Below are 26,053 nucleotides of genomic sequence, written 5' to 3'. Positions count from 1 at the left end.
CACCGCCATGGATCCGCATCCCGCACGCCGCGCCGCACGCCCCCTCGCCCTGCCGTCCGTCTACTCCGGCGACACGGTGGTCGAGGCGTTCGCCGCCGCGATCGGCGAGGCCCTGGCCCCGACGGAGGAGCGGATCGAGAGCCTCGACGCCGTCCTCGACCCGTGGCGCGCACCTCCCGCCTTCCTGGACTGGCTGATACGCATCACCGGCGCCCGGGTCGAGCCCGGGTGGAGCGAGAACCAGCGCCGCAAGGCCGTCGACCTGGCGCCCCGGCTGACGGCACACCGGGGCACCCCGTACGGGCTGCTGCTGGAGGCGAAGGAGCTCCACGGCTGGGACAACCTCGTCATCGACGACCCCGGTGGCGTCTTCACCGATGGCGAGAGGCCTCCTCGGGCGGGCCGCATGCTCAACGTCACCCTGACCGCGGGCCGAGCCGAGGACCGCCAGGCCCTCGAACACCGGCTCACCCGCCTGGTGCGCGCGCACTGCCCCGCGCACCTGCCGTTCAAGGTCGCGGTCATCAGTGACCAGGGAGCCGGCGGACAGGCGCGGCGCACCGAGAGCCCCGGGCCTCCCGGGCCCGCCCCCGCCACCCCTGACGAGAGGTCACAGCAGGGATGAGTCTGCCGACACCCGAGTACGACGGGCGCACCCGCGACCAGGTCGTCGCCGCCGCCGTCGACGCCGTACACCGAAAGGTCGGGGTATGGAGCGGGCAGGACCGCGCCGACCCCGGCCGGGGCCTGATCGAGACGTGCACCGACATGGTCGTGGCCCTACGCGACCGGATCAACCTGGCCCCCGACCAGCGCCGCCTGCAGGTCCTGAGCACGCTGGGCGTCCGGCCGTACCAGCCGTCGCCCGCGCAGACCGAGGTCGTCTTCCGGCTCGCGGCACCGCCGCCCGAACCGGTCGTCGTCCCCGCCGGGCTGGAGGTGGCCACGCGGCCGGTGGGAGAGGACGAACCGGTCGTCTTCAGCACCCTGACCGAGGCCGTCCTCAACCCCTGCGTCCTCGTCGCGTCGGGCAGCTTCCGTGAGCGGCGCACCGGCGGCGGGGCCCTGGAGGGCACGCTGACCGGGCTGGGCGCCGACGCGGGCAAGCCCGTCGAGCCCGCCGCCCCCGCGTACGCCGGGCCGCCCCTCCACCTCAACCTCCCCTATCTGGAGGACTTCCCGGCCTCCGGGGACGCCATGGACGGCATCGGCATCGGCATCGGCATCGGCATCGGTAGCGGCCTCGGCGCCGCGCCCGGCGGCCCGCCTGCCGAGACCGACCCCTACGCGCTGATGGTCCTGTCCGTGCCCGTCCCCAACACCCGGGTGACGCTCGACGTCCGGCTGGGCGAGGCCCCCGTCACCACGGCCGGAGGCGGCAGCCGCCCGGCGCGGGGCCGGTGGGAAGCCTGGCAGGGGACGCACTGGACCCCCTGCCGCATCGTGACGGACAGCGTGACCGCCCTCGGCCGGCCGGGACAGATCACCCTCGACCTCCCGTCCGCCCACGCGCCCGCCCAGCTCCTCCTCCACCGGCGGCCGGACCCCGGCCCGGGCTCCGGCCGGGACCCGGGTCCGGGAGAGGAGCCGGACACGCCGCGCCGGCTGCGCGACGTCGGCCTGATCCGCTACCGCACGGATGCGGGACAAGCCCTCCTGACCGAGGTCGCGCTCAACCCGGTGCTGAGCGTGCCCGTCCCGGTCGTCCAGGCCCGGCTCGTCCAGGACGAGGTGCTCGGCACGGCATCCGGCACCTCCGGCGAGCGGCTGCGCTTCGCTCACCCGCCGATGTCCCGGTCCACCGACCCCCTCGTCGTCGAGGCCACCCTCGGCGGGCGCACCGAACGGTGGACGCACGTCGCCTCGCTCGCCGGATCGGGGCCCGGCGACCGGCACTTCACCCTGGACCCGCGCACCGGCGAGGCCGTGTTCGCGCCCCTGGTGGCCGGGGCCCGCGGTCCGCGGCAGCACGGGGCGGCGCTGCCCGCGGGCGCGGTCGTCCGGGCGCGGCGCTACCTGTCCGGCGGCGGGGCACGGGGCAACGTGCCCGCCCGGACGATCACGGTGCTGCGGACACCGCTGCCCTACATCTCCTCCGTGACGAACCCCGCCCCCGCCGTCGGCGGCACGGAGCGCGAGAGCGCCGCCGCCTGCGCGACCCGCCTGCCGCTCGGCTCGCCCGTGCCCGAACGGGCCGTCGTCCCGCGCGACTACGAGCAGCTGGCCCTCGCCGCCTCCGCGGGCATGGCCCGCATCCACCACATCCGGGACCTGACCGACGACGCGCTCGACCCGGCGCGCAACTACGTCCCCTGGGAGCCCGCCACGACCGAGGTCCGGTTCACCCTCGCGCCCGGCATGGGGGAGGTGCGCCCGGGGGCACAGGTCACGACGGAGGACGGGAAGACGGTCTTCACCACGACCGCGGCGGCCGTCCGCGAACTGCCGCAGCCCATGGGCACGGCGCCCCTCCGCCTCCGCCCGAACGCCACCGGCGCCGAAGAGATGTTCCTCGCCGGGAGCTATACGGCGGAGTCCGGCTTCTCCGGCCCCTTCAAGGAACACGGCAAGCTCGTCCTCGCCCTGGTGCGCATCGCGAAGCCGCACGATCCGCGCAACCTCACCCTGTGGGTCGCGGCGTCCAGGGACGGCCGGCAGCCGGACGACCGCATCGCGGTGTCCGTGTTCGCGCCGCGGAGAGGCAGGCCTTGGTGGGACACCGCCTCTCCGTGCGCGTATGCCGCTGCACCTGCCGAGGGGATCACGGTGACGGGTGGTGAAAAGGGCGGCCAGGGTGGCCAGGGGACGAGCCTCGCCGCTCACCCCGTCCCCCTGGCAGACTCTGCGCGGTGGCTGGCCGCGGTCGAGCGGGGCGAGCTCGCCACGACGCCGCAGGAGGCTCTCGAAGCTCCCGGACACGACCTTCCGGTGGACGGAGCCGCCTGCTGGCTGGCCGTCCAGATCCTCGACCCCAAGGGCACGGACGACACCACGTACACCGTCCACGCCGACTCCGGCACCACGAAGGACGTGCCCGCGGTGCAGTACGCGACCCACCTTGCGGGCCACAAGGAGGCCGTGTCGACGGGGCAGCCCGGACAGGTCCTCCCGGTACTGGAAGCGCCGGTGTACGGCGACCTGCCGGTGATCCGCGTCGGCGCGGACGACTGGACGACCGTCCTGTCCTTCACCGACTCGCAGCCCGACGACAAGCACGTCGTGGTCAACGCCAGTACCGGCCAAGTCCACTTCGGGCCCTGGATCGGCAACCGCCAGTACGGCAAGGTCCCTCTGAAAGGCACGAAGATCACTGCGGGCAGCTCGTACAAGGTCACCCTCGGCACGGCCGCCAACGACATTGCCCAGGGCGGCGTCAACCGTGTGAAGGATCCCCTGGACGGCGTCCTGGGCGTGGTGAGCACCTCTCCCACGCACGGTGGGAAGAACGGCTACACGGACACCAGCGGCGGCAGCACCCAGGCCGGCGTACGGCTCATGGTCGTCCCTTTCGTCACGGCCGACGAACGCGGCTGGTTCCCCTTCCACATGCTCACCCCCGGCCGCGACGCCGCCGACACCTTGCGACGCTCCCTGCGGGCCCGTCAGCCGGAAGGGGTGCCCGTGTGGCTGGAACAGCCCGGCTACCGGGGCATCCGCGTCGACGCCCGCATCGTGCCCGCCGACTACCGGACCGCCTCCGAGCGCGCGGCCCTCGGGGCGGCCGCCGAACGCGCCCTGTACCGGTACTTCAGCCCGGTCGGCGGCGGCCCGGACCGCACCGGCTGGCCGCTGGGGCGTCCGGTGCACGTGGGAGAGGCGTTCCGGATCCTGGAGCAGGTGCCCGGAGTCGCCCGCGTGGCCACCGCGACGCTGACGCCGGTCGATCCGCGCAGCGGCGTGGCCGAGGAGCCCGTCGACCTGGTCGGCTGCGGGCCGGGCGAGACCGTGTACTCCGTCGAACACCGGATCACCGTTGCGGAGGTGCCGTCATGAGCGGGACGGATCAGGGCGGCTCCGGAAACCGGAGCCCGCACGGGGTGCCCCGGCTGCTGGCCGTCGACTGGGCGGCGGACCGGCTGGCCGTGGTGGGCCTCGGCACACCGGCGAGCCCGGAGCCGCCGCGCACCGTCGGCGTCGGGAGCAACCCCCGTGCGGTGGCCACCGGCGCGGACGGTACCCGGGCCTACGTCGCCGACCACGGCTCGGGGACGCTGACGGTGGTGGACTTGACCGGCGCCGAGCCCGTGGTGCTGCAGAGCGTTCCCACCGGCCCGGGCCCGGTCTCCGTGGTCGCCGGGCTCGCCCGCGACCGCGTCTGCGTGGCGGACGACTCGGGCGGGGTCGTGGTGTTCGAGGCCGGCGGCGAGCGCGTGGCCGAACTCGCCGTGGGCAAGGGGCCGTGCACCCTGGCAGCGGCCCCCTCAGGGGAGCGGGTCTGCGCCGTCGACGTGACGGGCGGGACGGCCTCGGTCATCGGCGTGGCCGGGCCGGCCGTACCGTCCGTGACCGGCACCGTCCCAGTGAACGGAGCCACCGGGGCCGTCGCGGTGTCCCCGGGCGGAGCGTTCGCGTACGTCGGGGCCGGGGCGGACGGCGCGACCGGCGCGGTGAAGGTCGTCGACCTGGTCCAGGGCACCGAAGTGCCCGGGGGAGCCATGGAGGGAGTCGGCGCCGAGCCGCGCGCGATCGCGGTGAGCCCGGCCGGCGACCGCATCTGCGTGGCCGCCTACGGCTCGGCGTCGGTCGCGGTCGCCGGACTCGACTCGCAGAGCGGGCGGCCGGGCCCCGTCGTCACGGTCGCTACCGGCGCACACCCGGTCGCCGTGGCCTTCACACCGGACGGTCGGCTGATCCACGCCGTCAGCCAGACCACGGGGAAGGTCACCGCCATCCGCCTGGACGCACTGGGGCAGGAGCAGGGGCAGGAGCAGGGGCAGGGACAGGAACCGGAGGCTGTGGAACTCGAGGTCGCGACCGTGCCCTCGGGCGTCGTGTTCGGTCCCGGTGGCCAGTACGCGTACGTCACCGACCAGGCGACGGGCCGCCTCGTCACCGTACGCGCGGCTCCGTACAAGGTGGGGGAGGTCGGCACGGGGGCCGGTTCGAAGCCGGTCGGCGTCGCGGTGTCCCCGGACGGCCGGTGGGCCTACGCGGCCGATGCCGCGGCCGCCAAGCTCGCCGTGCTGGACCTCGAACACCTCTCGCCCGGCACGCCCGTCGGCCTCGAAGACGGGCACAAGCCCTGGGACGCCGCCGTGGCGCCGGACCGGACGTTCGCCTGTGCGACCAGCCCGGACTCGGACCACCTCCTCCTTCTGACGCCTGCCTCGGGAGGAGAGACCCTGGAGAGCGGCGAAGGCCCCCGGGTGACTCCGGTCGCGCTGGCGCCGGGATCCCGGCCGCACGGCGTCGCCGTCACCCCGGACAGCCGGTACGCGGTGACCGCCGACCACGGCACGGCGACGGTGTCGCTCGTCGACCCGCGCGGGGGCACGTACACGATCGGCGCGGACGTCGTCCAGTGCCGCCAACCCGACGGCGTCGTACTGTCCAAGGACGGCCGGACGATGTACGTCGCGGACTTCGGTGAAGCCCAGCCGGGCCTACTGGGCGGGCAGATCGCCGTCCTCACCAGGGACGCCTCGGGCCGGTGGGCACACACGTCGGTCATCGACGCACAGACAGGGCAGTTGTCGGGCCCGCATGAGATGGCGCTGTCGCCTGACGAACGGCTGCTGTACGTCGCCGACTACCAGAACAACACGGTGTCGGTCCTCGGGCGCGACGGTGACGGCGACGCTTGGGCCTTTCGCCGGATCATCACCAAGTCCCCCGCCCTGAAAGAGCCTTACGGCCTGGCCCTCTCGCCGGACGGGGCCACCCTCTACGTGTCCAATGCCGCCGACAACAGGGGCACCGTCGAGATGTTCGACGTCGCTGACGGCAAGGGCGACTTCACGGGGACCATCATCATCAGGCCGAACCAGAAGGACGTCCATCTCGGGCTGGCGCTGTCCCCGGACGGCCGGTTCCTCTACGCAGCCGACGAAGAGCTCAGCGCGGGAGCACAGGCGGCGACCGGCACGGTGTACGGAGTGCTTCTGGACGAGCACAAGCGGGCCGTCGTCGTGGCGAACGCCGCGTCGGCCGTCGGCATCGACACACCCAGCGGGCTCGTCTGCCGAGACGACCACACCCTGTGTGTCGTCAACCAGGGCGACAAGACGGTGGCTTCGCGCCCCGCCTGCCTGGCCGTGCTCACACTGGACGAGACCGGGCTGGCCGTGCACGAGAGCAAGACCGAGCCTCTCGACAAGGACGTCCTCCCGTACTCACCCGCCGTCTCGGACGACGGCACCCTCTGCATCGCCGATTTCGACGGGCCGACGGTCACGGTCTTCGGCTCCATGGTCACGCCCGTCCCGGTCGGGGTGGCGGCCGGCTCGCAGCCGTGGGACGTGGCCGTCACCCAGGACGGTGTCTACGCGTACGTCACCGACCGCCGCGCCGGAGCCGTCCGGTGCGTCCGTCTCGCCGACCACGACGTCAGCACGCTCCCCGTGGGCGAGGACCCCATGGGCGTGACGAGCGGGCCGGGCGGCGTCCGTGCCTACGTCGCCGACCACGGCGGCAACAGTATCTCCGTCCTCGACAGAACCCCTGAGCGGACAGGGACGCCCGTCTCCGTGGAAACGGCCGAGGGTGCCCGGGCCCTGGCGCTCCACCCCCGGACCCCGTACGTCTATGTCGCCCGGGACAACAGCCTCGACGCCGTGGCCCTCGACGGCGGTCCGGCCGGGCCCGCCTTGAGTCCGGGCGCCTCCTTGAGTACCGGCGCGTCCCTGTGCGCCGCAGCGGTGCATCCGGGTGGAACGTACGCCTACGCGGTGGACGCCGGCGGCTCCGTGCCCGAGGTACGCGTCGTCGACCTGTCCGCTGCCGGCCGGCCCGTCCGCGCCGAGGCGGAGCCGGTACAGCTCCCCGGCGGCGCACGGCCCACCGGCATCGCCCTCCACCCCTCGCAGCCTTGGGGATACGTCAGCGGGGTGAAGGACCGTGCTCACGACGGTGCCCCGGACGGCGTCCTGTGGGTGCTCGACACGTCGCATCCCGACCGCCCTTCTCTGACCGGCACCGTGCAGCAGCCCCTCCCCGCCGTCGACGGCATCACCGTCCACCCGGGTGGCACCGGCCACGCCTATCTCGTGACCCGCTCCGGCGACGAGAGCCGGCTCCACGTCCTGCACGTCACCGGTGACCCCGCCGAGCCTGTTCTCCTGCCCGGCTGCGGTCTCGGCCCCGGCTCCGGCCCCGGCCTCCTCCTTCCGCACGGCGCCCGGAGCATCGCCGTGCATCCGCGAGGTGGATATGCCTTCGTCGGGGGAGACCGCGGCGACGTTCACGCCCTGGACCTGGGCGATCCCGCCCGGCCCAGGCTCGCGGGCGGCACCCCCGGCCTGGGGGCTCGCCCGGGCGCGGTCTTCCGTCCGGACGGCGGAAGCGCCCTGTGCCTGACCGCGGACGGACTCGCCGACGTCACGCTCGGCCCGCCCAGGGTCACCGAGACCTGGCAGGGCCCGCACATCACCGCTCCGCAGTCCGTGGCGGTCTCGGTGGACGGCACAAGGCTCTTCGTGACCTCGGAGAACAGCGGAACGCTCGCCATCCTCGACACCCGGAACGGGGCACCGCGCTTCACCGTTCCGGCCGGTACCGGGCTCGCCGCCCTCGCCCCGCACCCGACGGAGCCGCGCGTGTACGTATCCGACGAGTCCGGTGCCGCCGTCGCGGTGGTCGACACCACGGAACTGGCGAAGGCGGGCACCATCGCTCTGGGAATCGACCTGCGCCAGGCGGTCCTCGGGCCCGGCGGCTCCGCCTGATACCGGCCCCCCTCGTACGACCCATCCATCCGGCGCGGACAGCCGCGACAGCGCGACAGCGGCAGACAGAGGCAGGCAGATGATCGAACTGGTCGACCAGGCGATGGAGGCACGCGTACGGAAGGATCTGACCTATCTGCCGCCGGGTTTCCCCGTCACCTTCCAGCCCCCGGGCCGCGACGGCGGACACGGGGAGACGACCGGCGCGGAGACCGTCGGCATCTATCTGTACGACATCCGCGAAGACCTGGACCGCAAGCAGACCGGCACCGTCTACCAGTACGGACCGGCGGCGCAGGGCGGAGAACCCGGACAGCAGAAGAAACTGGCGCAGCACGACCCGCCCCGGTACGCCCGGCTGTCCTACCTCGTCAGCGCCTGGGCGCCGGACGCCCTCATCGCCCACCGCATGCTCGGCGAACTCCTCGTCGGCTTCGCCAGGAGCCGTGAGTTCGAGGTGCAGCTCCCGCCGGAGCTGGAGCAGATGCACCTGCAGGCCCTCCTCGACGTCGGCCACCCACCGGCCGAGGACCGGGCCCTGACCGAACTGTGGAGCGCGGTGGGTCACACCCTCGTACCCGCTCTGAACGCCACCGTGACGGTGCCCTTGCTGTCGTACCTCCCGGACGGCTACGACCACTGGGTGACCAAGCCCTTGGTGATGGGCGACGAGAACGTGGAGATCACCGGAGGAGGAGGCGGCCGATGACCGCACCGTCGCCGACACGCCCGGACGAAGCCACCGGGGCAGCGGCTCCCACCGCCGCCGACTGGCTCCTCGCCCGCCTGGCCCTGATCGAGGTCAGGGTGCGGCGCGCCATCGCCGTCCGTACCGGTGACGAGACGGCGGGCGGGCCGGGCGGGCTCCCGGGGCCCGCCGAGGCCCCCTTCGACCCGTTCCAGGGGCTCTACATCTCCGACGACGCGGCCCCGCACCTCCTGGACGCCTCCACCGGACCGCTGCCTCCCGACCCCGCCGAGGGCCGCCTCGCCGCCGCCCTCCGCGCACACGAGGAAGCGGCCACCGCCGCCGGTGCCGCGCCGCCCCTCATGCGCCTCGCCCAGGAGTTCGGCCTGGGCCCGCTGGATGTGGACGTCCTGCTGATCGCGCTCGCCCCCGACACCGACGCACGCTTCGAGCGCTGTTACGGGTACCTCAACGACGACATCACCTGCCGTCACGCCACCACCGGACTCGCCCTCACCCTGTGCGGCGTCCCCAGCGCCTCCGCGACCGCCCGGCGCGTCTTCTCGCCCGACGGCCCCCTGCGCGCCGGAGGCCTGCTGGAGGACGGCGACACCGAACGTCCCTACCTGACCCGTCCGTTGCGCGTCCCGGACCGGGTCACCGCGCACCTGCTGGGCCATGACGCCCTGCCGGCCGCCCTGCGCACCGCCGTACGCCTGCCCCGGCCCGTGCCGCAGCTCCCGCCGCCGGGTGAGGGCCCGCTCGCCGCCACCGCCCGGCACCTCGCCTCGCTGCTCGCCCGCCACCCGTCCGCCCACCTGCGCGACGGGCCCGGCGGCGCGGCCGGCAGCGTCGCCGAGACGGCGCTGGCAGCGGTCGGCAGGCCGGCGCTCCGGCTCGACCTGACCGCCCTCACGGACGAGCCGCACCCGGAGGCGCTGGTCCGCGCCGCCGTCCTCGAAGCGCGGCTGCGGGGCTGCGGTCTGCTCGTCGGCCCTGTCGGCTCCGCTGGATCCCTCGGTGCCGTCGGCTCCGCTGGTTCCCTCGGTTCTGTCGGCTCTTCCGCCGACGTCCGGCGCACGCGCGGCCTTCTGGCCCCGCTCGCGGATCTTCCCCTCCCGGTCGTGCTCACCGGCCCGGAGCCCTGGGACGCGCACTGGACGCCCACGCCACCCGTCCTGGTCGAGTGCCCGCCGTTCACGGAGCCCGAGCGGACCGCGCTGTGGCGGAACGAGCTGCGGGCGCTCGCCGGCCCGGCCGGGGGGACCGGCGCAGCGGCGGCTGCCGGAATCGACGAGGCGGCGGCCGCAGGCGCCCGGTACCGGATCGCCCCGCACCGGATCCCCGCCGTGGCCGCGTCGGCCTGCCGGCAGGCCGACGCGGACGGCACACCTGTCGGCCCGGCGGCCGTCCACGCCGCCGCCCGCAGCTGGAACGGCAGCACCCTCGGCCGCCTCGCCCGGCGCGTGCGGCCCGCCGTCTCCTGGCCCGACCTGGTCCTGCCCGAGCGCCCGTACGAGCAACTGCGCGGCCTCACCCGCCGCATCCGCCACCGCGACCAAGTCCTCGGCCGGTGGGGGATGCGGCCAGGCGGCGGGCGTGGGCGCGGCGTCACCGCCCTCTTCAGCGGGGCCTCGGGCACCGGGAAGACCTTCGCCGCCGAGATCGTGGCCGCGGACCTCGGCCTCGACCTGTACGTCGTCGACCTCGCCACGGTCGTCGACAAGTACATCGGCGAGACCGAGAAGAACCTCGAACGCATCTTCACCGAGGCCGACGCCGTCAACGCCGTCCTCCTGTTCGACGAGGCCGACGCCGTCTTCGGCAAGCGCACCGCCACCCAGGACGCCCACGACCGCTACGCCAACACCGGCACCTCCTACCTCCTCCAGCGCCTGGAGTCCTTCGACGGCCTCGCCCTCCTCACCACCAACATGCACGCCAACATCGACCCCGCGTTCCTGCGCCGCCTGGACCTCGTCGTGCACTTCCCCGCCCCCGACGCAACGCAGCGCCGCGCTCTGTGGGACCGCTGCCTGGGCCCCGGCGTGCCCCGGGCCGCCGACCTCGACGAGGCGGCGCTCGACGCACTCGCCGACGCCTTCGACCTGCCCGGCGGCGCGATCCGCTGCTGCGCGGTCACCGCCGCCTACCGCGCTGCCGACGAAGGCCGCCCCTTGGGCACGGCCGACCTGCTGGCCGCCGTCCGGGAGGAGTACGCCAAGCTCGGACGGTACGTGGACGAGTCCCGGTTCCCCACGACGACGCAGGAGAGCCGGGTGGCGCAGGCCGACCAGACCGGGCAGACGGGCCGGCCCCGGCAGGCGGGCCAGGCCGGGCAGGCGGTACGGGTGGCTCAGGCGGTGTCGCGGTGAGCCCGGGCCCGCTCCCGGAGCCGGAGCCGGAGCAGCGCCACGGGCCCGCCCCCGAAGCCGCGGCACCATCGGCATCAGGGCCGGCCGCGGTGGGCGACATCCTCGCCGCCCGCCTCAAGGAGCTCCAGCAGCAGGCCGGCAACGCGGCGGCGGCCGCCCACGCGCTCGGCGCCGGCGGACAGCAGGCCGCGGCCGGCGCGCCGTTCGGCCACCGCCGCCTCGTCGCCTCACCCCGCTGGCACCAGGAGGCCGAGCTCTACGAGCAGCGGCTCGGCGCGGCCCTGGCAGCGGCCCCCGAGGTCGGCCGCGCCGCCCGTACGGCCGTGCTGCGGCTGAACGAGGTGCTGAGCGCGGAATTCACCGCGGAGCGGGCGGCCGGGGCCTTCCTCAAGGACGACCCGGCCAGCGCCGGCCAGGTCGGCACGGGGGAGGCGGGAGGAGACGCCCGGGAGCGGCTCCTGCAGTGGACCGCCCCCGGCTCCTCCGCCACCGTCCGCGAGCTCGTCACCGCCTTCTACAACGCCGCCTACTACAAATACGGGCCCCAGCCCGAGCCGTCCGGGGACGACCGCGACGTCTCCTTCAAGACCCTCCTGCACCGCATCGTCCTCGACGGCGACCTGAGGCGCGCCCGCGAACTCGGCCTCGACGCCGAAGCCCTGAGCGCGCAGCGGGAGTACCTGACCGGCGGCGCCCGCAGCGTCCTCGGGCACCTGCCGCAGGACATCGGACGGCTGTTCGCGAAGGACATCTTCGCCCTGGGCAACATGACCCTCCAGCAGGGCACCGGCACCACCGTGTCGATGGGCCGCAGCCAGCAGGGCAGGACCGACCGGCCCGAGGCCCCGGCCGGGACCGGACCGGGCAGGAGCACCCTCCGCACCTACCAGGACCTCGGAGTACCCCTGAGCGAAGCGGAGCGATCCCACGCCGAGCGCAGCACCACGCCCCTGCGCGTCGAAGGATTCCGGCTCGACGGGGACCGGATCCACCCGCAGGAGTACGACGTCACCCCCGAGGACATCTGGGCGGCCGTGGTCCCCGCCGGCCGGCAGGGCCCCGAGTTCCCCCTGCCCTGGGCCTCCGGGCAGGCGCTCTTCGCCATGGATCCCGCAGCCGCCTGGTACCGCAAGCACCACGAGCGCGGCGCGCCCCTCGTGGCAGGCATCTCCGGCACCACCACCCGCATGCTGAGCGCCTTCCGCTGGCTGAAGGCCGTGCCGGGAGGACCGGGCGGCGGGCAGGAGCGCTCCGAGCGGGAGTTCTTCCTCGCCGTCGCCTCCTGGATGCTGACGGGCCGGGACCACTCGCTGTACGAGATCCTCCGCGGCGCGAAAGCGGCCGGGCCGGCGAGCCTGTCCGGCCTCACGGCGTCCTCCAAGGACGTGGCCGCGATGTACCGGGACTTCGACGCGTTCGTACGGGCCACGCTGCCGCAGGCGAAGCTGCCCGAGCCGCCGTACGCCGTCCTCTACGAGCAGGAGGCACTGGCCGAGCGGGAGGACGGCGGGATGCTCACCGTCCACGGCGACACGGTGCGCGCGGCGCGCCGTAAACAGCGGCACCTGCAGAGGAACGCGGGCGGCGCGGACCGACCCGGCAAAGACCTCGACTTCGCGCACTTCCTTGCGCTGACGCAGTACACCGGTGACAACCACCAGCTCATCAACCGCGTTCTCACCACCCCCGGCGGATTCACCTCGCTCGGCGTCGGCCGGCTGATCGACGAGATGGTCTCCCGGGTCGCCGAGGGCGTGCCCACGGAGGTGCCCTTCACCAGGTGGCGCGATGACGAGCTGCAACGCCTGATCGACGACTACAGGGCGCCGGGCCTCGGCGACCGGGAGCGGACGGCCCGGCTGGAACCCGTGAGGAAGCGGCTGCACGCTCTCGCCGGCACGCTGCGGGCCGAGGCCAAGACCCATGCCGACATGCTGGCCGACTCCCTGCACCGGCTGCCTCCCGCCAAGGGCACCGTGTACCGCGCGGGGTGGGAGATGTGGCCCCGGAAGCAGCTGTCCTTCAGCGGCTTCACCAGCACCAGCGAGAAGCGGAAGAAGGCCGAGGAGTTCCTGCCGCTCCAGTACCCGACTGCCGGAGGCCGCAGGGTCCTCTACCAACTCGAGCTCTCCGGGCGCAGCGGACGGAATATTTCCGCCTTCTCCCGGAAACCGGAGGAGAAGGAGGTGCTCCTGCTGCCAGGGGCGGCGTTCACCGTGCAGCTGCGCAACCGCAACGAAGTCGCACACATCCAGGGGCGGGAGGTCCGCTACGACTTCGTCTGGGCCACGGAAGCGACGGGCTGACCCCGACTTTCTCTCCGTGCCGTGATGTGCTGGTGCCCTGACCACCGGACCGGTGGTCAGGGCACCAGCACAAACAGGGACGGTCAGGCGGCAGGACCGGCCGTGACGGGCCGCGCTCGGATGCAGGTGAGGATCGCCGTGCCTTCGTACTTCTTCACCGTGTCCTCGGCGGGTGGATTGAGCACGCTCGCCGCCTTCGTCGGGGTGAAGACCACATCGAGCGGGCCTCCGTCGACGACGACCTCCTCCTTGCCTTGCGCCGTCCTGGCGTACCGGGCGCGGTTCCGCCGGGGGACCTTCAGCTCGACCGTGCCGGCCCCCAGGACGGGGAACGCCGGCGTCACCACGTAGGGGACGCCTTCGATCCGCAGGGATTCGATGTCGTCCGGGACACAAGCGACGTGCCCCTCCACCCGGAAGCCTGCCGAGCCTTGCAAGGGAAAGGGAGGCGGGGGCGTGAGCACAGCACCCACCGGGGGCACGGTCAAGGCCACCTGGAGCGTCACCAGATCGCCCTCCCTCACCACGAGCTTCTGCATGGCGGACAGCTCTCCTGGTGTCGTGGACGGGGGCTAGCTGTTCTGTCCCGTCTGGCCGGCGATCTGGGTGATGGTGAAGTGGACGAATTCGGCGGGGCGGACGGGGGCGATGCCGATGTCGCAGTGGACTTCGCCTTTGTCGATGGTGGCGGGGGTGTTGTTGGTGGTGTCGCAGATGACGTAGAAGGCTTCGTCGGGTGTGCGGCCTTGGAGGGCGCCTTGGCGCCATTGGTCGGTGAGGAAGCTGGTGGTGGAGTGGCGGAGGGTGGCCCAGAGGCGGTCGTCGTTGGGTTCGAAGACGGCCCAGGTGGTGGATTGGCGGATGGAGTCGGAGAGGAAGGAGACGAGGCGGCGGACGTTGAGGTATTTCCAGTCGCGGCTGCTGGACCTGGTGCGTGCGCCCCACACCAGCAGCCCGCGGTCGGGAAAGACCCGCAGGCAGTTCACGCCCTTGGCGTTGAGCTCTCCCTGCATGTCGTCGGTGAGCAGGGCCGGGATGTCGAGCACGCCGCGGAGGTTCTGGTTGGCGGGGGCTTTGAAGACGCCGCGTTCGGCGTCGGTACGGGCCCAGACTCCGGCGATGTGGCCGGAGGGCGGGACGGTGCGCGGGCTTCCGTCGACACCGGGCACGTTGACCCACGGGTAGTAGAGCGTGGTGAACTCGGCGTCGGGCAGGTCCTGGGAGGGGAGCGAGTCGGCGAAGGCCTTGACCAGATCGGAGGTCTGGTCCGGAGGGGCGTCGAGCACTGCGAGGCGGTTGTTCAGAGCCTTGCAGTGGCCGACGACGGCGCTCATCAGCTCCCGCCCCTTGCCCTGGTCCGGTGCGGGGGGCGTTTCGGCGTCGGAGACAGCGGCGGTCATGTCCCACAGGTTCGGCACGGCGACCATGGTCACCTCGGGGACGGTCTCCAGCCCGCCCAGGCCCGTCCGCTGCTCGGCATCGCCCTGCAGCGCCGTGCTCGCGACGGCCGCCGACGGGTCGGTGAAGCCCACGACGTAACAGGACGTGCCTCCGTTGGCGAAGAACCCGTAGACGGCCTCCGCCAGCACGAGGCACCGCTCCAGTGCACGGAACTTCTTGAGGTCTTCTCCCTGCTTGCTCGCCTTCTTGCGGAGGACCGACAGCTCCGCGCTCAGCTCCTGGATGCTGTAGCGGGCGGCGAACTCCTGCCAGCCACGGATCCGCTGGGGATGCGTGCGCTCCTCGGCCGTGAACGGAGGAGTGGCCGCCCCCTCCTTCACGGTGTCCGGAACCTTGGTGTACCCCAGGAACGCAGGAGTGGAGGTACCCACCCCGACGATCATGCGGACGCCGCTGGACTGCTCCGTGACGTAGACACCCGGGGGCTTCGGTGTGGTCATCGCTGCTGCTCCCTCTCCTTCATCATCTGCTGCTGTCCTTGCGGCGCGTCGTGACGGGGGAGCTATTCGACGGTGATGTCCTCGTAGGTGATCGTCACCTGTTCCGTGGCGACGCCGGAGTTCGTCGCCCCGAGCTGGGGGCCTTCCCAGCGCGAGGCCCAGGCGTTGCTCAGGTGGATGCGCCGGACCGTCTCCTTCTTGGCGTCTTTCAGCGCGATGGTGATGTTCTGCCGGGCGCTGTCGAGGTCGGCGTTCACCAGCGTGGCTTTGATCCAGTCGGTGAACGCGGTGCTCTTGTCCATGCCGCGGGTGATCGTGATCTCGCCGGTGCGGCGGGCGCCCGGCTGTTTGCGCACGATCAGTTCCCCCGTGGGGGAGACCTGGCGGGTCTCTACCACGTCCTGCTCCAGGGTCAGCCCTGAGACGTCCTGGACGGTCTCGACCTGGAACTTGCCCAGTTCGATGGCGAAGGTGCTGCTGCTGAAGGTGTCACCGGTCAACACGTGCGGTGCCTCCTGGGCTCATGGTGCCGGGCGGGCAGGGCGGGCCGGGCGGATCAGCCGGACTGCGCAGGGCCGTCGGCGATCTGGGTGATGGTGAAGTGGACGAATTCGGCGGGGCGGACGGGGGCGATGCCGATGTCGCAGTGGACTTCGCCTTTGTCGATGGTGGCGGGGGTGTTGTTGGTGGTGTCGCAGATGACGTAGAAGGCTTCGTCGGGTGTGCGGCCTTGGAGGGCGCCTTGGCGCCATTGGTCGGTGAGGAAGCTGGTGGTGGAGTGGCGGAGGGTGGCCCAGAGGCGGTCGTCGTTGGGTTCGAAGACGGCCCAGGTGGTGGATTGGCGGATGGAGTCGGAGAGGAAGGAGACGAGGCGGCGGACGTTGAGGTATTTCCAGTCGCGGCTGCTGGACCTGGTGCGTGCGCCCCACACCAGCAGCCCGCGATCGGGAAAGACCCGCAGGCAGTTCACGCCCTTGGCGTTGAGCTCGCCGTGGCGGGCCTCGGTCAGCAGCGTGGGCAGTGTCAGTACGCCGCGGAGGTTTTGATTGGCGGGGGCTTTGAAGACGCCGCGTTCGGCGTCGGTACGGGCCCAGATGCCGGCGATGTGGCCGGAGGGCGGGACGGTGCGCGGGCTTCCGTCGACACCGGGCACGTTGACCCAGGGGTAGTAGAGCGTGGTGAACTCGGCGTCGGGCAGGTCCGGCGATGCCAGCTTCGTCAGGAAACCGGGAACGTCGCCGGGTGCCGTGCCGGGCGGCGGTTCCAGCAGAGCGAGCCGGTTGCGCATGGTCGTGCAATGGCCCACGACCTTGCTGATGACGGCCGCGCCCGTGGCGGCATCGGCCCCCTTGGACCAGAGGTCCGGAACGGCGACCATGGTCACTTCCGGGACGGTCTTGAGCCCGGCGAGACCGGTGCGTTTGACGGGGTCGCCGTCGACTTGCGCAGCGAGATCCTGGGCGTGGTCGAGCCGGAGGACGTAACAGGACGTCCCGCCGTTGGCGAAGAATCCGTAGACGGCTTCGGCGAGCTGATAGGTCTTCGCAGCGGTGAAGTACCCCTGGAAGACGGTCAGCTCCATCTGGCGCTTGCAGAGAGGCAGCAGCCGGGCCCCGGTGGAGTTCCACTCCTCGTACCGGTCGGGGAAGGCTTCGGAGACGGTTCCTGCGGTGGTCTCGGCCGCCTGCTCGTCCGCCGGGTCGACCGGCTGACCGTGCCATTGGGCGGTACGGACGGTGACGAGCTGGTCGAACGCCTTGACGGGGACGGTCGGGGACGGGTCCTTGGTCGCCTCCTCCCGAAGACTGTTCTCCAGCGGCTCGAGGAGCTCGGTGATCTCGTCGATGGCCTTGACCAGCCTCTTCAGCTCCTCCTCGACCGCTTCCGCCGGCAGCGGTGAGCGAAAGTGGAAGAGGTCGACGAACTCGGGCCAGCTCCTGACGAGGGTCGGAGGGGAAGCCGTGTGATCACCGGGACCCCGGACGGCGTACCCGAGGAAGGCAGGGGTGGACGTCCCCGCGCCGGTGATCGTCCTGACTCCGCTGGGCTGTTCCTTGACGAACACTCCGGGCGCTAACGGGCCTGTAGACATGCGCTGTTTGCCCCTCTCATCGGGAAATGCGCGCCATCAGCGAACCATTCGCGCGCGCGTACGCGCACGCGAACGAGTGAAGCTAAGCCGGATGACGTACGGAAGCCCTTCACCCACTTGATGATCCCGGCTACGCCGCTCCGGATGTGCGGTTGCACACTGGGTAGCCGGGCGGCCGGCGGGGTGACGAGGTGGCCCCCGGCATGCGGATCATCCAGATGACCCCGCCCGGCTCGCGGTGTTCGATCGCGATGCTGCGGGGGATGCCGGCGGCGCCGGGTACGAAGCCGATGGCCCCGGGCACGCTGCAGGGCCTCCAGCTGTGCGTCACCGACATCGAGGCGGCCCGCGAGGAGCTGGTGGGCCCGTCGGAGCTTTCGGAACGCTGAGCCACGGGGCGGTTCGGGTTCGGGAGCGCCTGCACAAACAAGGCGTCAGGAGGGAATAATACAAAGGTGTGTGTGCAGGAATCCGGGGAACACGTCGTTTCGGAGGTTGATAACGATGGTTCCTCTTCTCCTTGTTCTGCTCCTCGCGCTGATCCTTTTCGGCGCCGGGTTTGCAGTGAAGGTGCTCTGGTGGGTCGCCGTGGCGGTTGTGGTGCTCTGGCTCCTCGGCTTCGTCATGCGTTCCCCGGGCACCGGGGGCGGCCGCGGCCGCTGGTACCGCTGGTGACCTGACATCACCCGTACGCCGGACCGTGAGCGCACTGCTCACGGTCCGATCTTCTACCCGGTCCTCAACGAGGATTACGCGACAACCATTGCGCGGGACTGGAACGTGAAACACGATGGCGCCGGTTTCGTCACCCGATTCGAGGTCGAGGCCGAATTCCTGAACCGATATCCGGTCCGGCAGGCAGGTGGGCGGACGATTCTCGAACTGTGGGTTCCGGCCGAGGAGCTCGAGGAATTCAACGCCCATATCGTCGGTGAGATCCAGGTGGTTCACGAGTTCCGCTGATGCGCCGAGGTCTGCTGAGGCACGGAGGTCCGCCCGATGCGGGCCGCTACGCCCCCTGACCCCGGGCCGCCCGCTGGCGCGCCCGCCATTCCGGTGCCAGGACCGACCAGATTTCCATGTCGCTCCGCTGCCCCCGGTACGGGTAGCTCGCGCGCAGTACGCCTTCCTTCGTCATTCCGAGCCGGCGGGCCACGGCGATGCTGGGTGCGTTGGCCGTCGAGACCCGCCACTCCACGCGGTGGATCCCCCGCTCCTCGACGGCCCAGTCGATAAGGACGCCGACGGCCCTGGTGATCAGGCCCTTGCCCACCGCCGCAGGCTCCAGCCAGCAGCCCGCCTCGGCGATGCCCTGTGCGACGTCCATGCTGCGGAAGAGGACACCGCCGACCAGCTTGCCGTCGATCCGGACACCGCACAGCCGCCCGGTGTCGGCGGCAGCCTTGTCCGCATACCCCTGCAGGAACGCACGGCTCGACTCCGGATCGGTGACGACGTCCGCCAGCGCGATGTGCTGCCCGATCAGCTCCCGCCCCCGGTCGACGTGGGCCAGGAACTCCTCGGCCTGCCACGGCTCGAGCGGGCACAGCTCGGCGCCGTCGTCGCCCAGGGATATCGCGTACATCGTTGCCCTCCACCACCGTCGTCACCAGCACATACAGCGAAATGATCTTCGCATGTGAGGGTAGCGAACGCCATGACTAGATGTGCTAGCTTTTTTCCTAGGGGTCCTAGGAAAGAGGTGTGCATGGTGCGAGCAGGGCTGACCGTGGCCAGGCTGACGGAAGCAGCCGCGGCGATGGCGGACGAGGCCGGGCTGGAGAAGGTCACCGTATCCGCCCTCGCGCGGCACTTCGGCGTCAAGGACGCCAGCCTGTACTCGCACGTGAAGAACCTGCGGGAGCTGCGCGTGCGGATCGCCCTGCTGGGATCCGCGGAGATGACCGAGCGCATCGCCGCCGCCGTCGCCGGCCGGGCCGGCAAGGACGCGCTCGTCGCCTTCGCCGACGCCTACCGGTCCTACGCGCTCGCGCACCCCGGCCGGTACGCCGCGACGCAGATGCAGCTCGCACCGGAAGAGGTCGCGGACTCCATCGGGTTCCGCCGCAGCGTCGAGCTGACCTACGGCATGCTGCGCGGCTACGGCCTCACCGAGCCGGACCTGACCGACGCAGGCCGGCTGCTGCGCAGCACCTTCCACGGCTACATCCACCTGGAGCTCAGTGGCGGCTTCGGCCACTCCCGCCCCGTGCAGGAGTCCTGGTCGCGCGGGCTGGAAGCCCTCCACATGCTCCTGGAGCAGTGGCCTTCCGGCCCTTCCGGCCCTTCCGGCCCTTCCGGCCCTTCCGGCCCTTCCGGCCCTTCCGGCCCTTCCGGCCCTTCCGGCCCTTCCGGCCCTTCCGGCCCTTCCGGCCCTTCCGGCCCTTCCGGCCCTTCCGGCCCTTCCGGCCCTTCCGGCCCTTCCGGCCCTTCCGGCCCTTCCGGCCCTTCCGGCCCTTCCGGCCCTTCCGGCCCTTCCGGCCCCTCCGGCCCTTCCGGCCCCTCCGGATCTTCGGAGTCTTGAGAGCCCTCAGAAACGAACGGGGAGTAAGAGATGAACGAAAAGCCCGGCACCACCACCGGCACGCTCGCCGTGCCCGGCGCGACCCTCTACTACGAGACGCGCGGCAGCGGCCCCCTCCTGCTGCTCATTTCCGGCGGCGCGGGAGACGCCGGAATGTACGCGGGCATGTTCCCGGCGCTGGCCGCCGAGTACACCGTGGTGACCTACGACCCGCGCGCCCTCTCCCGCAGCACCCTCGACGGCCCGCTCACCGACCAGCAGGTTCAGGTGTGGAGCGACGACGCGCGGCGCCTGCTCGACCACCTCGCACCCGGCGAAGAGGCCGGCGTGATGGGCTGCAGCTCCGGTGCCGTCGTCGCGCTCGACCTGCTGGCCCGCCACCCCGAACGGCTGCGCCGCGTGGTCGTGCACGAGCCGCCGCTCGTAGAGCTCCTCCCGGAGCCCGCCCCGTACCGGGCGCTCTTCGCCGAGGTCCGCGACACCTACCGGGCGGAGGGCCTCGGCCCGGCGATGGCCCGGTTCAGCGAAGGGATCGGGGAGCCGGTGACGCCGGAGGAGGCGGAGCAGGCGACCGAACTGCCGCCCGAGGTCCAGGAGATGGCCCCCCGGATGCACGCCAACTTCCCGGTCTTCCTGGAGCACATGCTGTGCCCCTTCTCCTCGTCCGTCCCGGACCTGGAGGCGCTGCGCCCGGTCGCGCACAAGCTGGTACCGGCAGCGGGCCGGCTGTCGCGCACCCAGGAGCCCTTCTACGGGCCGGCCGCCCGGCTTGCGGAACTCTTCGGCATCCCGCTGGTGGAGTTCCCCGGCGGGCACCTCGGAAGCGTGGACCGCTCGAAGGAGTTCGGCGAGCAGCTGCTCAAGGCGCTCGCCTGAGGTCCCGGCCGTCCCGCTACGGCTGCCCTTCTCCCTCCGGTGCCTGCGCGGGCCGGAGGAACCACCGGCACGCCACGTCGGCGACCTCCTCCAGCGTCCCCGGTTCCTCGAAGAGGTGGGTGGCTGCCGGCACGACATGCACCTGGTGGGGCGCCTGCAGCTGCGTGGCGGCCGCGCAGTTCATCTGCAGCACGTCGTAGTCCCGGCCGCCCACGATCAGCAGGACGGGCGCCCGGACCCGGCCGAGCGCATCGTCGGCGAGGTCGGGGCGGCCGCCGCGCGAGACGACCGACCGCACGCGATCCGGTCGCTCTGCGGCCGCGGTGAGCGCCGCCGCCGCGCCCGTACTGGCCCCGAACAGATGTACTGCCAGGTCGGCGGTTCTCGGGTCCTGGCCCAGCCAGTCGATCGCTGCGGCCAGGCGCCCGCTCAGCAGGGCGATGTCGAAGCGATGCTGGGCCGTGACCGCGTCCACCTGCTCCTCCTGCTCGCTCAGGAGGTCCATCAGCAGCGTGGCCAGGCCGGCCTCCTGCAGCGTCGCGGCGACCGCCCGGTTGCGCGGGCTCATCCGGGAACTGCCGCTGCCGTGGGCGAACAACACCACCGCCCGGGCGGAACCGGGCACGGCGAGGTCACCGGCGAGCGACGGCCCGTCGGTGGGAATCAGAACCTCCTCGGAGATCACCGGCACCCTTCTCCTCTCTTCTGCCACCCGTGTCGCTGGAGCCACCTTCCCCCGGGCGAGGCGCCCGGCCGGACCGCCACGCCGGAAGAGGAAGCCGGCCGGGGGACTCGGCTCGTACGCGAGATGAGAGGGCCGACGGGAGGCTACCCCGCCCGTTTCCCCTGACCAGTCGGCTCGTTGGGCTGAACGAGTGAGTGCACCGGCCGGGTCTCCGCCCGGCCCGTGGCGGCAACTCCCGTCCAGGGCAGCCGACAAGGGCAACCGACAAGGGGAAGGGACCCCGTGATCCAGGTATCCGTCGAGGATGTGGAAATCGCCCCAGGGCACGTCTTCGAATGGGCGGTGGTCTCTTCGAAAATGGTCGGCTCCACCGGGACGCCCCGGCCGGGCGCGGCCACGACTTACAACCAGGCGAAACATTTCGCCGTCGCGCAGGACGCGCACAGAGCGAACGACACCGTCTGCGCCTACGTCGCCGGCACCTTCGACCTCCCCGGGCCCGTGGACCGCGAAGCGCTCGGCTCCGCCTTGCTGCACTTCGTTCGGCGCCACGAGGTGCTGCGCTGCAGCTTCCAGCAACTCGTCGGCGAGGTGTCCTGCGACGTCCTCGGGCCGGACGACGTGGAGCTCAAGGAGCACGACATGGGGTTCGTCGGCTCCGCCGACGGCGTACGGGAGCATCTGCACCGCACGTTCCAGCAGGTCGACCCGCTGTCCTGGCCGCTGATCCGCATGGGCGCCGTGGTCAGGGACGACTCCGCCACGGTCTGGTTCGCCTGCGACCACCTCGTGACCGACGGCCTGTCCACGCCGATCGCCGTGCACGACATCGCCGCGGCCTACGAGGCGTTCGCGAACGGCCGCACCCCCGCCCTCCCGGAGACGGGCAGCTACCTCGACTTCAGCCGCGAGCAGCGCCGCCGGAACGTCTCCCTGGACGCCGACGACGCCCGGCTGGACCACTGGAAGACGTTCATGGCGGGCGGCGACAGCTTCTTCCCGCGGTTCCCCCTGGACCTCGGCGCGGAGCCGGGCCGCATGTACCCCGCGGTCAACGAGACCGAGAAGCTGCTCGGGGCCGGCGAGCTCGAGAAGCTGGAGACCACGTGCCGCGCCGCCGGCGGCAGGCTCTTCATGGGGCTCCTGGCCGCCGTCGGTGTGTCCCTCAGGAAGGAGGGCGGCCCGGACGTCTACCGGGGCATCATGCCGGTCAGCGAACGCGGCCGGGGCTCCTACGCGCACACCATGGGCTGGTTCATCAACACGATGCCCATCGCCTTCTCCGTCGCCGAGGACCAGGACTTCGCGGCCGTCATGGCCAATGTGCGCGCCGCGTCCGCCGAGATGCAGCAGCACGTCGACGTACCGTTCGTGAAGGCGTGGCAGCTGCTGGCCCCGGTGGAGTACACGAAGATCCGCTACTGGCCGTACGCCGTGAACTTCTTCTCCTACCTCGACTTCCGGCGCTCGCCCGGAGCCCTGCACCACGTGCCCCGTCAGGCCAGGAAGCACGTCTGGCTGTCGCGCACCAACGGCTTCTGCTTCTGGCTCCACCGCACCGACACCGGCCTGCACATGAACTCGATCTACGTCGGCACGCCGGAGGCCCGGCGCACGGTGTCCGGCCTCCGGCGGACCCTCACCCGCACGCTGGAGAACATGACCGGCTCGGGGGAGTTCTGAGCTGTAGGGGCCGAAGCTATCGAGGGCGCAGAGGGCGCAGAGGGCGCAGAGGGCGCAGAAGGTGCTGAACACGCTGAAGGTGCTGAAGTTGCCGAAGGGGCGGGGCAGGATGCAGCACGGCGGCGGTCGGCGCGCCCGATTCCCGCGCCGCCGCCGAGGCACTCTGGTCGCCGTGCTCCTGGCGCTGTCGTCCGCCGTCACCGCGGCCGCCGCAGCGCCGGGGGCCGGCACGCCGGAGCGCCCGGTCGTCGCGACCGGCCACGGCCTCGTACGGGGCAGAGCGCACGACGGCTTCGCCACGTACGAGGGCATCCCCTTCGCGGCTCCGCCCACCGGTGGTCTGCGCTGGCGGCCGCCGCAGCCCGCCCGCCCCTGGCACGGCGTGCGGGAAGCGGGAGCGCCAGGACCCCAATGCCTGCAGCCGCCGGTGTTCGGCGGCGGTCCCCCCACCGGCTCGGAGGACTGCCTGCACCTCAACGTCACCGCACCCACGGGCCCCGGGCCCGCCCGCGGGCGGCCCGTCATGGTGTGGCTGCACGGCGGCGGCTTCACCTACGGCACGGGCAGCACCTACCACGCCGAGCGGCTGGCCGTACGGGGTGGCGCCGTAGTCGTCACCGTCAACTACCGGCTCGGAACGCTCGGGTTCTTCGGCCACCCGGAGCTGAAGGACGCTCCTCCGTTCGGCCTGGCCGACCAGCAGGCGGCCCTGCGCTGGGTCCGGGCCAACGCAGCCCGCTTCGGCGGGGACCCGGGCAACGTGACCTTGTTCGGGGTGTCGGCCGGCGGGCTCAGCACCTGCGCCCAGCTGGTCTCGCCGACCGCCGCCGGGCTCTTCGACAAGGCCGTCCTGCAGAGCGGCTCCTGCATGACGGCGTACCCGCCCGGCGCCCTCAGCCCGAGCCTCCCCGCCTACCGGCCCTTCGTCTCCCAGCACGACCTCCGCGACGAGGGCGCGGCCGCAGCCGGCCGTCTCGGGTGCCCGCAGGGTGCGGGTACGGGCGCGGGTGCGGGTGCGCTGGACTGCCTGCGGGGCCTGAGCGCCGACAAACTCGTCACGCCCGAGCTGACCGCGGTCTTCAACAGGCCGGCGTACGGCAACCCCCTCCTGCCCACGGAACCGGCGCGCGCTCTGGAGACCGGCCGGTTCCACCGGGTGCCGGTGATGCAGGGCGCCAACCGCGACGAGATGCGCATGTTCCTCGGCTTCACCCTCGGCCGGTACCCCCTTCGCGACGCCCGGGATTACCGCGCCCGCCTGCGGAACTCCTTCGGCGGCGCGGCCGCGGCCGTCGAAGCGGAATACCCGCTCTCCGCATACCCCACGCCCGCCCTCGCCTGGGCCGCCGTGACGACCGATAATGCGTGGGCCTGCACCACACTGCGCGCCGACAGGGCCCTCGCCCGGCGCGTCCCCACGTACGCCTACGAGTTCGCCGACCGGACCGCGCCCGTCCTGGAGGGCCTGCCCGACGTGCCGGGCTTCCCTTATGGCGCCGCGCACGGCTTCGAGCTCCCCTACCTCTTCGTTTCCCCCCTCACGAAACAGCCCCTCACCGACGGGCAGCAAGACTTGGCGAACCGGATGACCGACTACTGGACACGCTTCGCGCACACCGGCGACCCGAATCACCCGAACCACCCGGACGCTCCCGTCTGGCCCGCGTTCCGCACCCGGGCGCCACTTGCCCAGTCCCTGGCACCGGGCCGGGGCGGCGTGGAGCCCTTCGACGTGGGTCCGGCACACCACTGCCCCTTCTGGGACCGTCACCGCGGCTGAGCCGGGGCCGCCGTACGGTGCGGGTGCTGATCGAGTCGTGTGGCTGCACCACTTTCTGCCGCCGGGCAGCTAGATTCGCATGCACCCGGCCCCGTCCCACCCCGTCCCCGGCCGCGAGGAGGAAGGCCGTGATCGTCGACTGTGCCCACTACCGTGACGGCCGGCGGCAGCACGAGGGCGCGATGCCGCTGGAGCAGGCGGCCGCGCGCTGCGCGCAGGGCGGGTTCGTCTGGCTGGGCATGTTCGAACCGGGCCCTGCGGAACTGGCCAGGGTGCGCGAGTGCTTCGGGCTGCACGAGCTCGCCGTCGAGGACGCCCGGGCGTTTCACCTGCGGCCGAAGGCCGAGCAGTACGAGGACGGCACCGAGCTCATCATCCTGCGCACGGCGCGCTACGACGACGAGCGCGAGGAGGTCGACACCGGAGAGATCAGCATCTTCCTCGCCGAGCACTTCGTGATCACCGTGCGCCAGGGCATCGCCAGCGAGCTGAGCGGCGCCCGCAGCCGGCTGGAACGCCGCCCCGAACTGCTCCGGGCGGGAAGTGTCTCCACGCTGTGGGCGATCCTCGACCAGGTCGTGGACGGCTACGCGCCCGTCGTCGCGGAACTGGAGCGCGACATCGAGCAGATCGAGGCCACCGTGTTCTCGGGGGCGGTCGCTCCGACCGAACGGATCTACTCCCTGCGCCGTGAGGCCACCGACTTCTACCGCGCGGTGCACCCGCTGCTCGCCGTGGTGACCCGCCGCCTGCAGCCAGGCAAGGCGCCGGCCGGGCTCCTGCCGTACTTCCGCGACGTGCACGACCACTTGCTGCTCGTCAACGAGGAGGTCGCCGCCCAGCGCGACCTGCTGGCCACCGTCCTCGAGGCGAACATCGCGGTGATCTCCGTAGAACAGAACAAGATCAACCTCCGGCAGAGCGCCACGATGGAGCGGCTGACGATCCTGGCGTCGGTATTCCTCCCGCTGTCGTTCGTGGTCGGCTTCTTCGGACAGAACTTCGACTGGCTGGTCACGCACATCAGCAGCTTCACGGCCTTCTTCGTCCTCACCCTCGGCGGACTGCTGCTGCCCTGCCTGCTGCTGTACGTCTGGCTGCGCCGACGCCGCAGCCACCCCGCCCCTCCGGTCCCGGAAGTGAGCGACGCCCACCCGCGTGCGGGGGCGCGGTGAACCGGCCGCGCCCCCGCCGGGCCTGATCTCAGCCGACGCCGACGGCCAGCGGAGCGAGCCGTGCCCCCAGCCGGTCCGGCAGCTC

Annotated in this window: 17 protein-coding genes and 3 pseudogenes; 14 read left to right on the top strand and 6 right to left on the bottom strand. The window is 72.2% G+C overall.

What is annotated here, in order from left to right:
- The first annotated feature begins 7 nt into the window (after positions 1-7).
- From FGW37_RS01815 to FGW37_RS01790, 6 genes are all read left to right on the top strand, one after another.
- Complete coding sequence (locus FGW37_RS01815; protein ID WP_179079421.1) at positions 8-625, top strand: phage tail protein; 618 nt, start codon at positions 8-10, stop codon at positions 623-625.
- Complete coding sequence (locus FGW37_RS01810) at positions 622-3,993, top strand: putative baseplate assembly protein (RefSeq protein ID WP_179079420.1); 3,372 nt, start codon at positions 622-624, stop codon at positions 3,991-3,993. The genes FGW37_RS01815 and FGW37_RS01810 overlap by 4 nt, the downstream gene beginning before the upstream one ends.
- On the top strand, positions 3,990-7,883 hold the full coding sequence (locus FGW37_RS01805) for a beta-propeller fold lactonase family protein (RefSeq protein WP_179079419.1): 3,894 nt from the start codon (positions 3,990-3,992) through the stop codon (positions 7,881-7,883). Before FGW37_RS01810 ends, FGW37_RS01805 begins: the two co-directional genes overlap by 4 nt.
- A gap of 79 nt (positions 7,884-7,962) precedes the next feature.
- Positions 7,963-8,592, top strand: coding sequence for a Pvc16 family protein (locus FGW37_RS01800; protein ID WP_179079418.1), 630 nt, complete (start codon positions 7,963-7,965; stop codon positions 8,590-8,592).
- Positions 8,589-10,946 (top strand): ATP-binding protein, encoded by a 2,358-nt coding sequence (locus tag FGW37_RS33795; RefSeq protein ID WP_179079417.1) that lies wholly within the window; start codon positions 8,589-8,591, stop codon positions 10,944-10,946. Before FGW37_RS01800 ends, FGW37_RS33795 begins: the two co-directional genes overlap by 4 nt.
- The gene (locus tag FGW37_RS01790) at positions 10,943-13,252 is read left to right on the top strand and encodes an ADP-ribosyltransferase family protein (protein WP_179079416.1); all 2,310 of its coding nucleotides are present in this window, start codon (positions 10,943-10,945) and stop codon (positions 13,250-13,252) included. The genes FGW37_RS33795 and FGW37_RS01790 overlap by 4 nt, the downstream gene beginning before the upstream one ends.
- 83 nt (positions 13,253-13,335) lie before the next feature.
- Here FGW37_RS01790 and FGW37_RS01785 read toward each other — a convergent pair whose 3' ends face one another.
- The 4 genes from FGW37_RS01785 to FGW37_RS01770 all read right to left on the bottom strand — a co-directional run bounded on the left by FGW37_RS01785 (position 13,336) and on the right by FGW37_RS01770 (position 17,245).
- Positions 13,336-13,734, bottom strand: coding sequence for a hypothetical protein (locus tag FGW37_RS01785; RefSeq protein WP_246430708.1), 399 nt, complete (start codon positions 13,732-13,734; stop codon positions 13,336-13,338).
- Between the two features lie 90 nt (positions 13,735-13,824).
- Entirely contained in the window at positions 13,825-15,153 is a 1,329-nt protein-coding gene (locus tag FGW37_RS01780) for a phage tail sheath family protein (protein ID WP_179079414.1), read from the bottom strand.
- A 62-nt stretch (positions 15,154-15,215) separates the two neighbouring features.
- Positions 15,216-15,656 carry a phage tail protein gene (locus FGW37_RS01775; protein WP_179079413.1) on the bottom strand — a complete coding sequence of 147 codons (441 nt, stop codon included), beginning with the start codon at positions 15,654-15,656 and terminating at the stop codon, positions 15,216-15,218.
- Positions 15,657-15,709: 53 nt separating this feature from the next.
- Positions 15,710-17,245 carry a phage tail sheath family protein gene (locus tag FGW37_RS01770; RefSeq protein ID WP_179079412.1) on the bottom strand — a complete coding sequence of 512 codons (1,536 nt, stop codon included), beginning with the start codon at positions 17,243-17,245 and terminating at the stop codon, positions 15,710-15,712.
- Positions 17,246-17,433: 188 nt separating this feature from the next.
- Here FGW37_RS01770 and FGW37_RS01765 point away from each other — a divergent pair.
- The 3 genes and pseudogenes from FGW37_RS01765 to FGW37_RS01755 form a co-directional block, all read left to right on the top strand.
- Positions 17,434-17,610: pseudogene (locus FGW37_RS01765) on the top strand (VOC family protein); the annotation flags it as partial.
- A 139-nt stretch (positions 17,611-17,749) separates the two neighbouring features.
- Complete coding sequence (locus tag FGW37_RS01760) at positions 17,750-17,920, top strand: hydrophobic protein (RefSeq protein ID WP_179079411.1); 171 nt, start codon at positions 17,750-17,752, stop codon at positions 17,918-17,920.
- Between the two features lie 30 nt (positions 17,921-17,950).
- Positions 17,951-18,208: pseudogene (locus FGW37_RS01755) on the top strand (hypothetical protein); the annotation flags it as partial.
- Positions 18,209-18,254: 46 nt separating this feature from the next.
- On the opposite strand, the gene FGW37_RS01750 reads toward FGW37_RS01755, so the two are convergent.
- Entirely contained in the window at positions 18,255-18,830 is a 576-nt protein-coding gene (locus tag FGW37_RS01750; RefSeq protein ID WP_179079410.1) for a GNAT family N-acetyltransferase, read from the bottom strand.
- A gap of 123 nt (positions 18,831-18,953) precedes the next feature.
- Here FGW37_RS01750 and FGW37_RS01745 point away from each other — a divergent pair.
- Both FGW37_RS01745 and FGW37_RS01740 read left to right on the top strand, forming a co-directional pair.
- Positions 18,954-19,523: pseudogene (locus FGW37_RS01745) on the top strand (TetR-like C-terminal domain-containing protein); the annotation flags it as partial.
- Between the two features lie 276 nt (positions 19,524-19,799).
- Entirely contained in the window at positions 19,800-20,645 is an 846-nt protein-coding gene (locus tag FGW37_RS01740; RefSeq protein ID WP_179079408.1) for an alpha/beta fold hydrolase, read from the top strand.
- 16 nt (positions 20,646-20,661) lie between these two features.
- Here FGW37_RS01740 and FGW37_RS01735 read toward each other — a convergent pair whose 3' ends face one another.
- A complete protein-coding gene (locus FGW37_RS01735; RefSeq protein WP_179079407.1) occupies positions 20,662-21,330 on the bottom strand; it encodes a dienelactone hydrolase family protein in 669 nt (222 codons plus the stop codon).
- A gap of 282 nt (positions 21,331-21,612) precedes the next feature.
- Between FGW37_RS01735 and FGW37_RS01730 the strand changes: the two genes are divergently transcribed.
- The 3 genes from FGW37_RS01730 (at position 21,613) to FGW37_RS01720 (ending at position 25,968) form a co-directional block, all read left to right on the top strand.
- The gene (locus tag FGW37_RS01730) at positions 21,613-23,013 is read left to right on the top strand and encodes a condensation domain-containing protein (RefSeq protein ID WP_179079406.1); all 1,401 of its coding nucleotides are present in this window, start codon (positions 21,613-21,615) and stop codon (positions 23,011-23,013) included.
- A 61-nt stretch (positions 23,014-23,074) separates the two neighbouring features.
- Positions 23,075-24,793, top strand: coding sequence for a carboxylesterase/lipase family protein (locus tag FGW37_RS01725; protein WP_246430213.1), 1,719 nt, complete (start codon positions 23,075-23,077; stop codon positions 24,791-24,793).
- A 128-nt stretch (positions 24,794-24,921) separates the two neighbouring features.
- A complete protein-coding gene (locus FGW37_RS01720; RefSeq protein ID WP_179079405.1) occupies positions 24,922-25,968 on the top strand; it encodes a magnesium and cobalt transport protein CorA in 1,047 nt (348 codons plus the stop codon).
- The last annotated feature ends 85 nt before the right edge of the window (positions 25,969-26,053 follow it).

It is taken from the genome of Streptomyces rectiverticillatus, from assembly GCF_013394065.1.
GTDB lineage: Bacteria > Actinomycetota > Actinomycetes > Streptomycetales > Streptomycetaceae > Streptomyces > Streptomyces rectiverticillatus.
This window is presented reverse-complemented; position numbering and strand designations above follow the sequence as displayed.

Coding starts and splice junctions, on each gene's coding strand:
- FGW37_RS01810 (WP_179079420.1), top strand. CDS start 622: ATGAGTCTGCCGACACCCGAGTACGACGGGCGCACCCGCGACCAGGTC.
- FGW37_RS01740 (WP_179079408.1), top strand. CDS start 19,800: ATGAACGAAAAGCCCGGCACCACCACCGGCACGCTCGCCGTGCCCGGC.
- FGW37_RS33795 (WP_179079417.1), top strand. CDS start 8,589: ATGACCGCACCGTCGCCGACACGCCCGGACGAAGCCACCGGGGCAGCG.
- FGW37_RS01750 (WP_179079410.1), bottom strand. CDS start 18,830: ATGTACGCGATATCCCTGGGCGACGACGGCGCCGAGCTGTGCCCGCTC.
- FGW37_RS01815 (WP_179079421.1), top strand. CDS start 8: ATGGATCCGCATCCCGCACGCCGCGCCGCACGCCCCCTCGCCCTGCCG.
- FGW37_RS01805 (WP_179079419.1), top strand. CDS start 3,990: ATGAGCGGGACGGATCAGGGCGGCTCCGGAAACCGGAGCCCGCACGGG.
- FGW37_RS01780 (WP_179079414.1), bottom strand. CDS start 15,153: ATGACCACACCGAAGCCCCCGGGTGTCTACGTCACGGAGCAGTCCAGC.
- FGW37_RS01760 (WP_179079411.1), top strand. CDS start 17,750: ATGGTTCCTCTTCTCCTTGTTCTGCTCCTCGCGCTGATCCTTTTCGGC.
- FGW37_RS01770 (WP_179079412.1), bottom strand. CDS start 17,245: ATGTCTACAGGCCCGTTAGCGCCCGGAGTGTTCGTCAAGGAACAGCCC.
- FGW37_RS01800 (WP_179079418.1), top strand. CDS start 7,963: ATGATCGAACTGGTCGACCAGGCGATGGAGGCACGCGTACGGAAGGAT.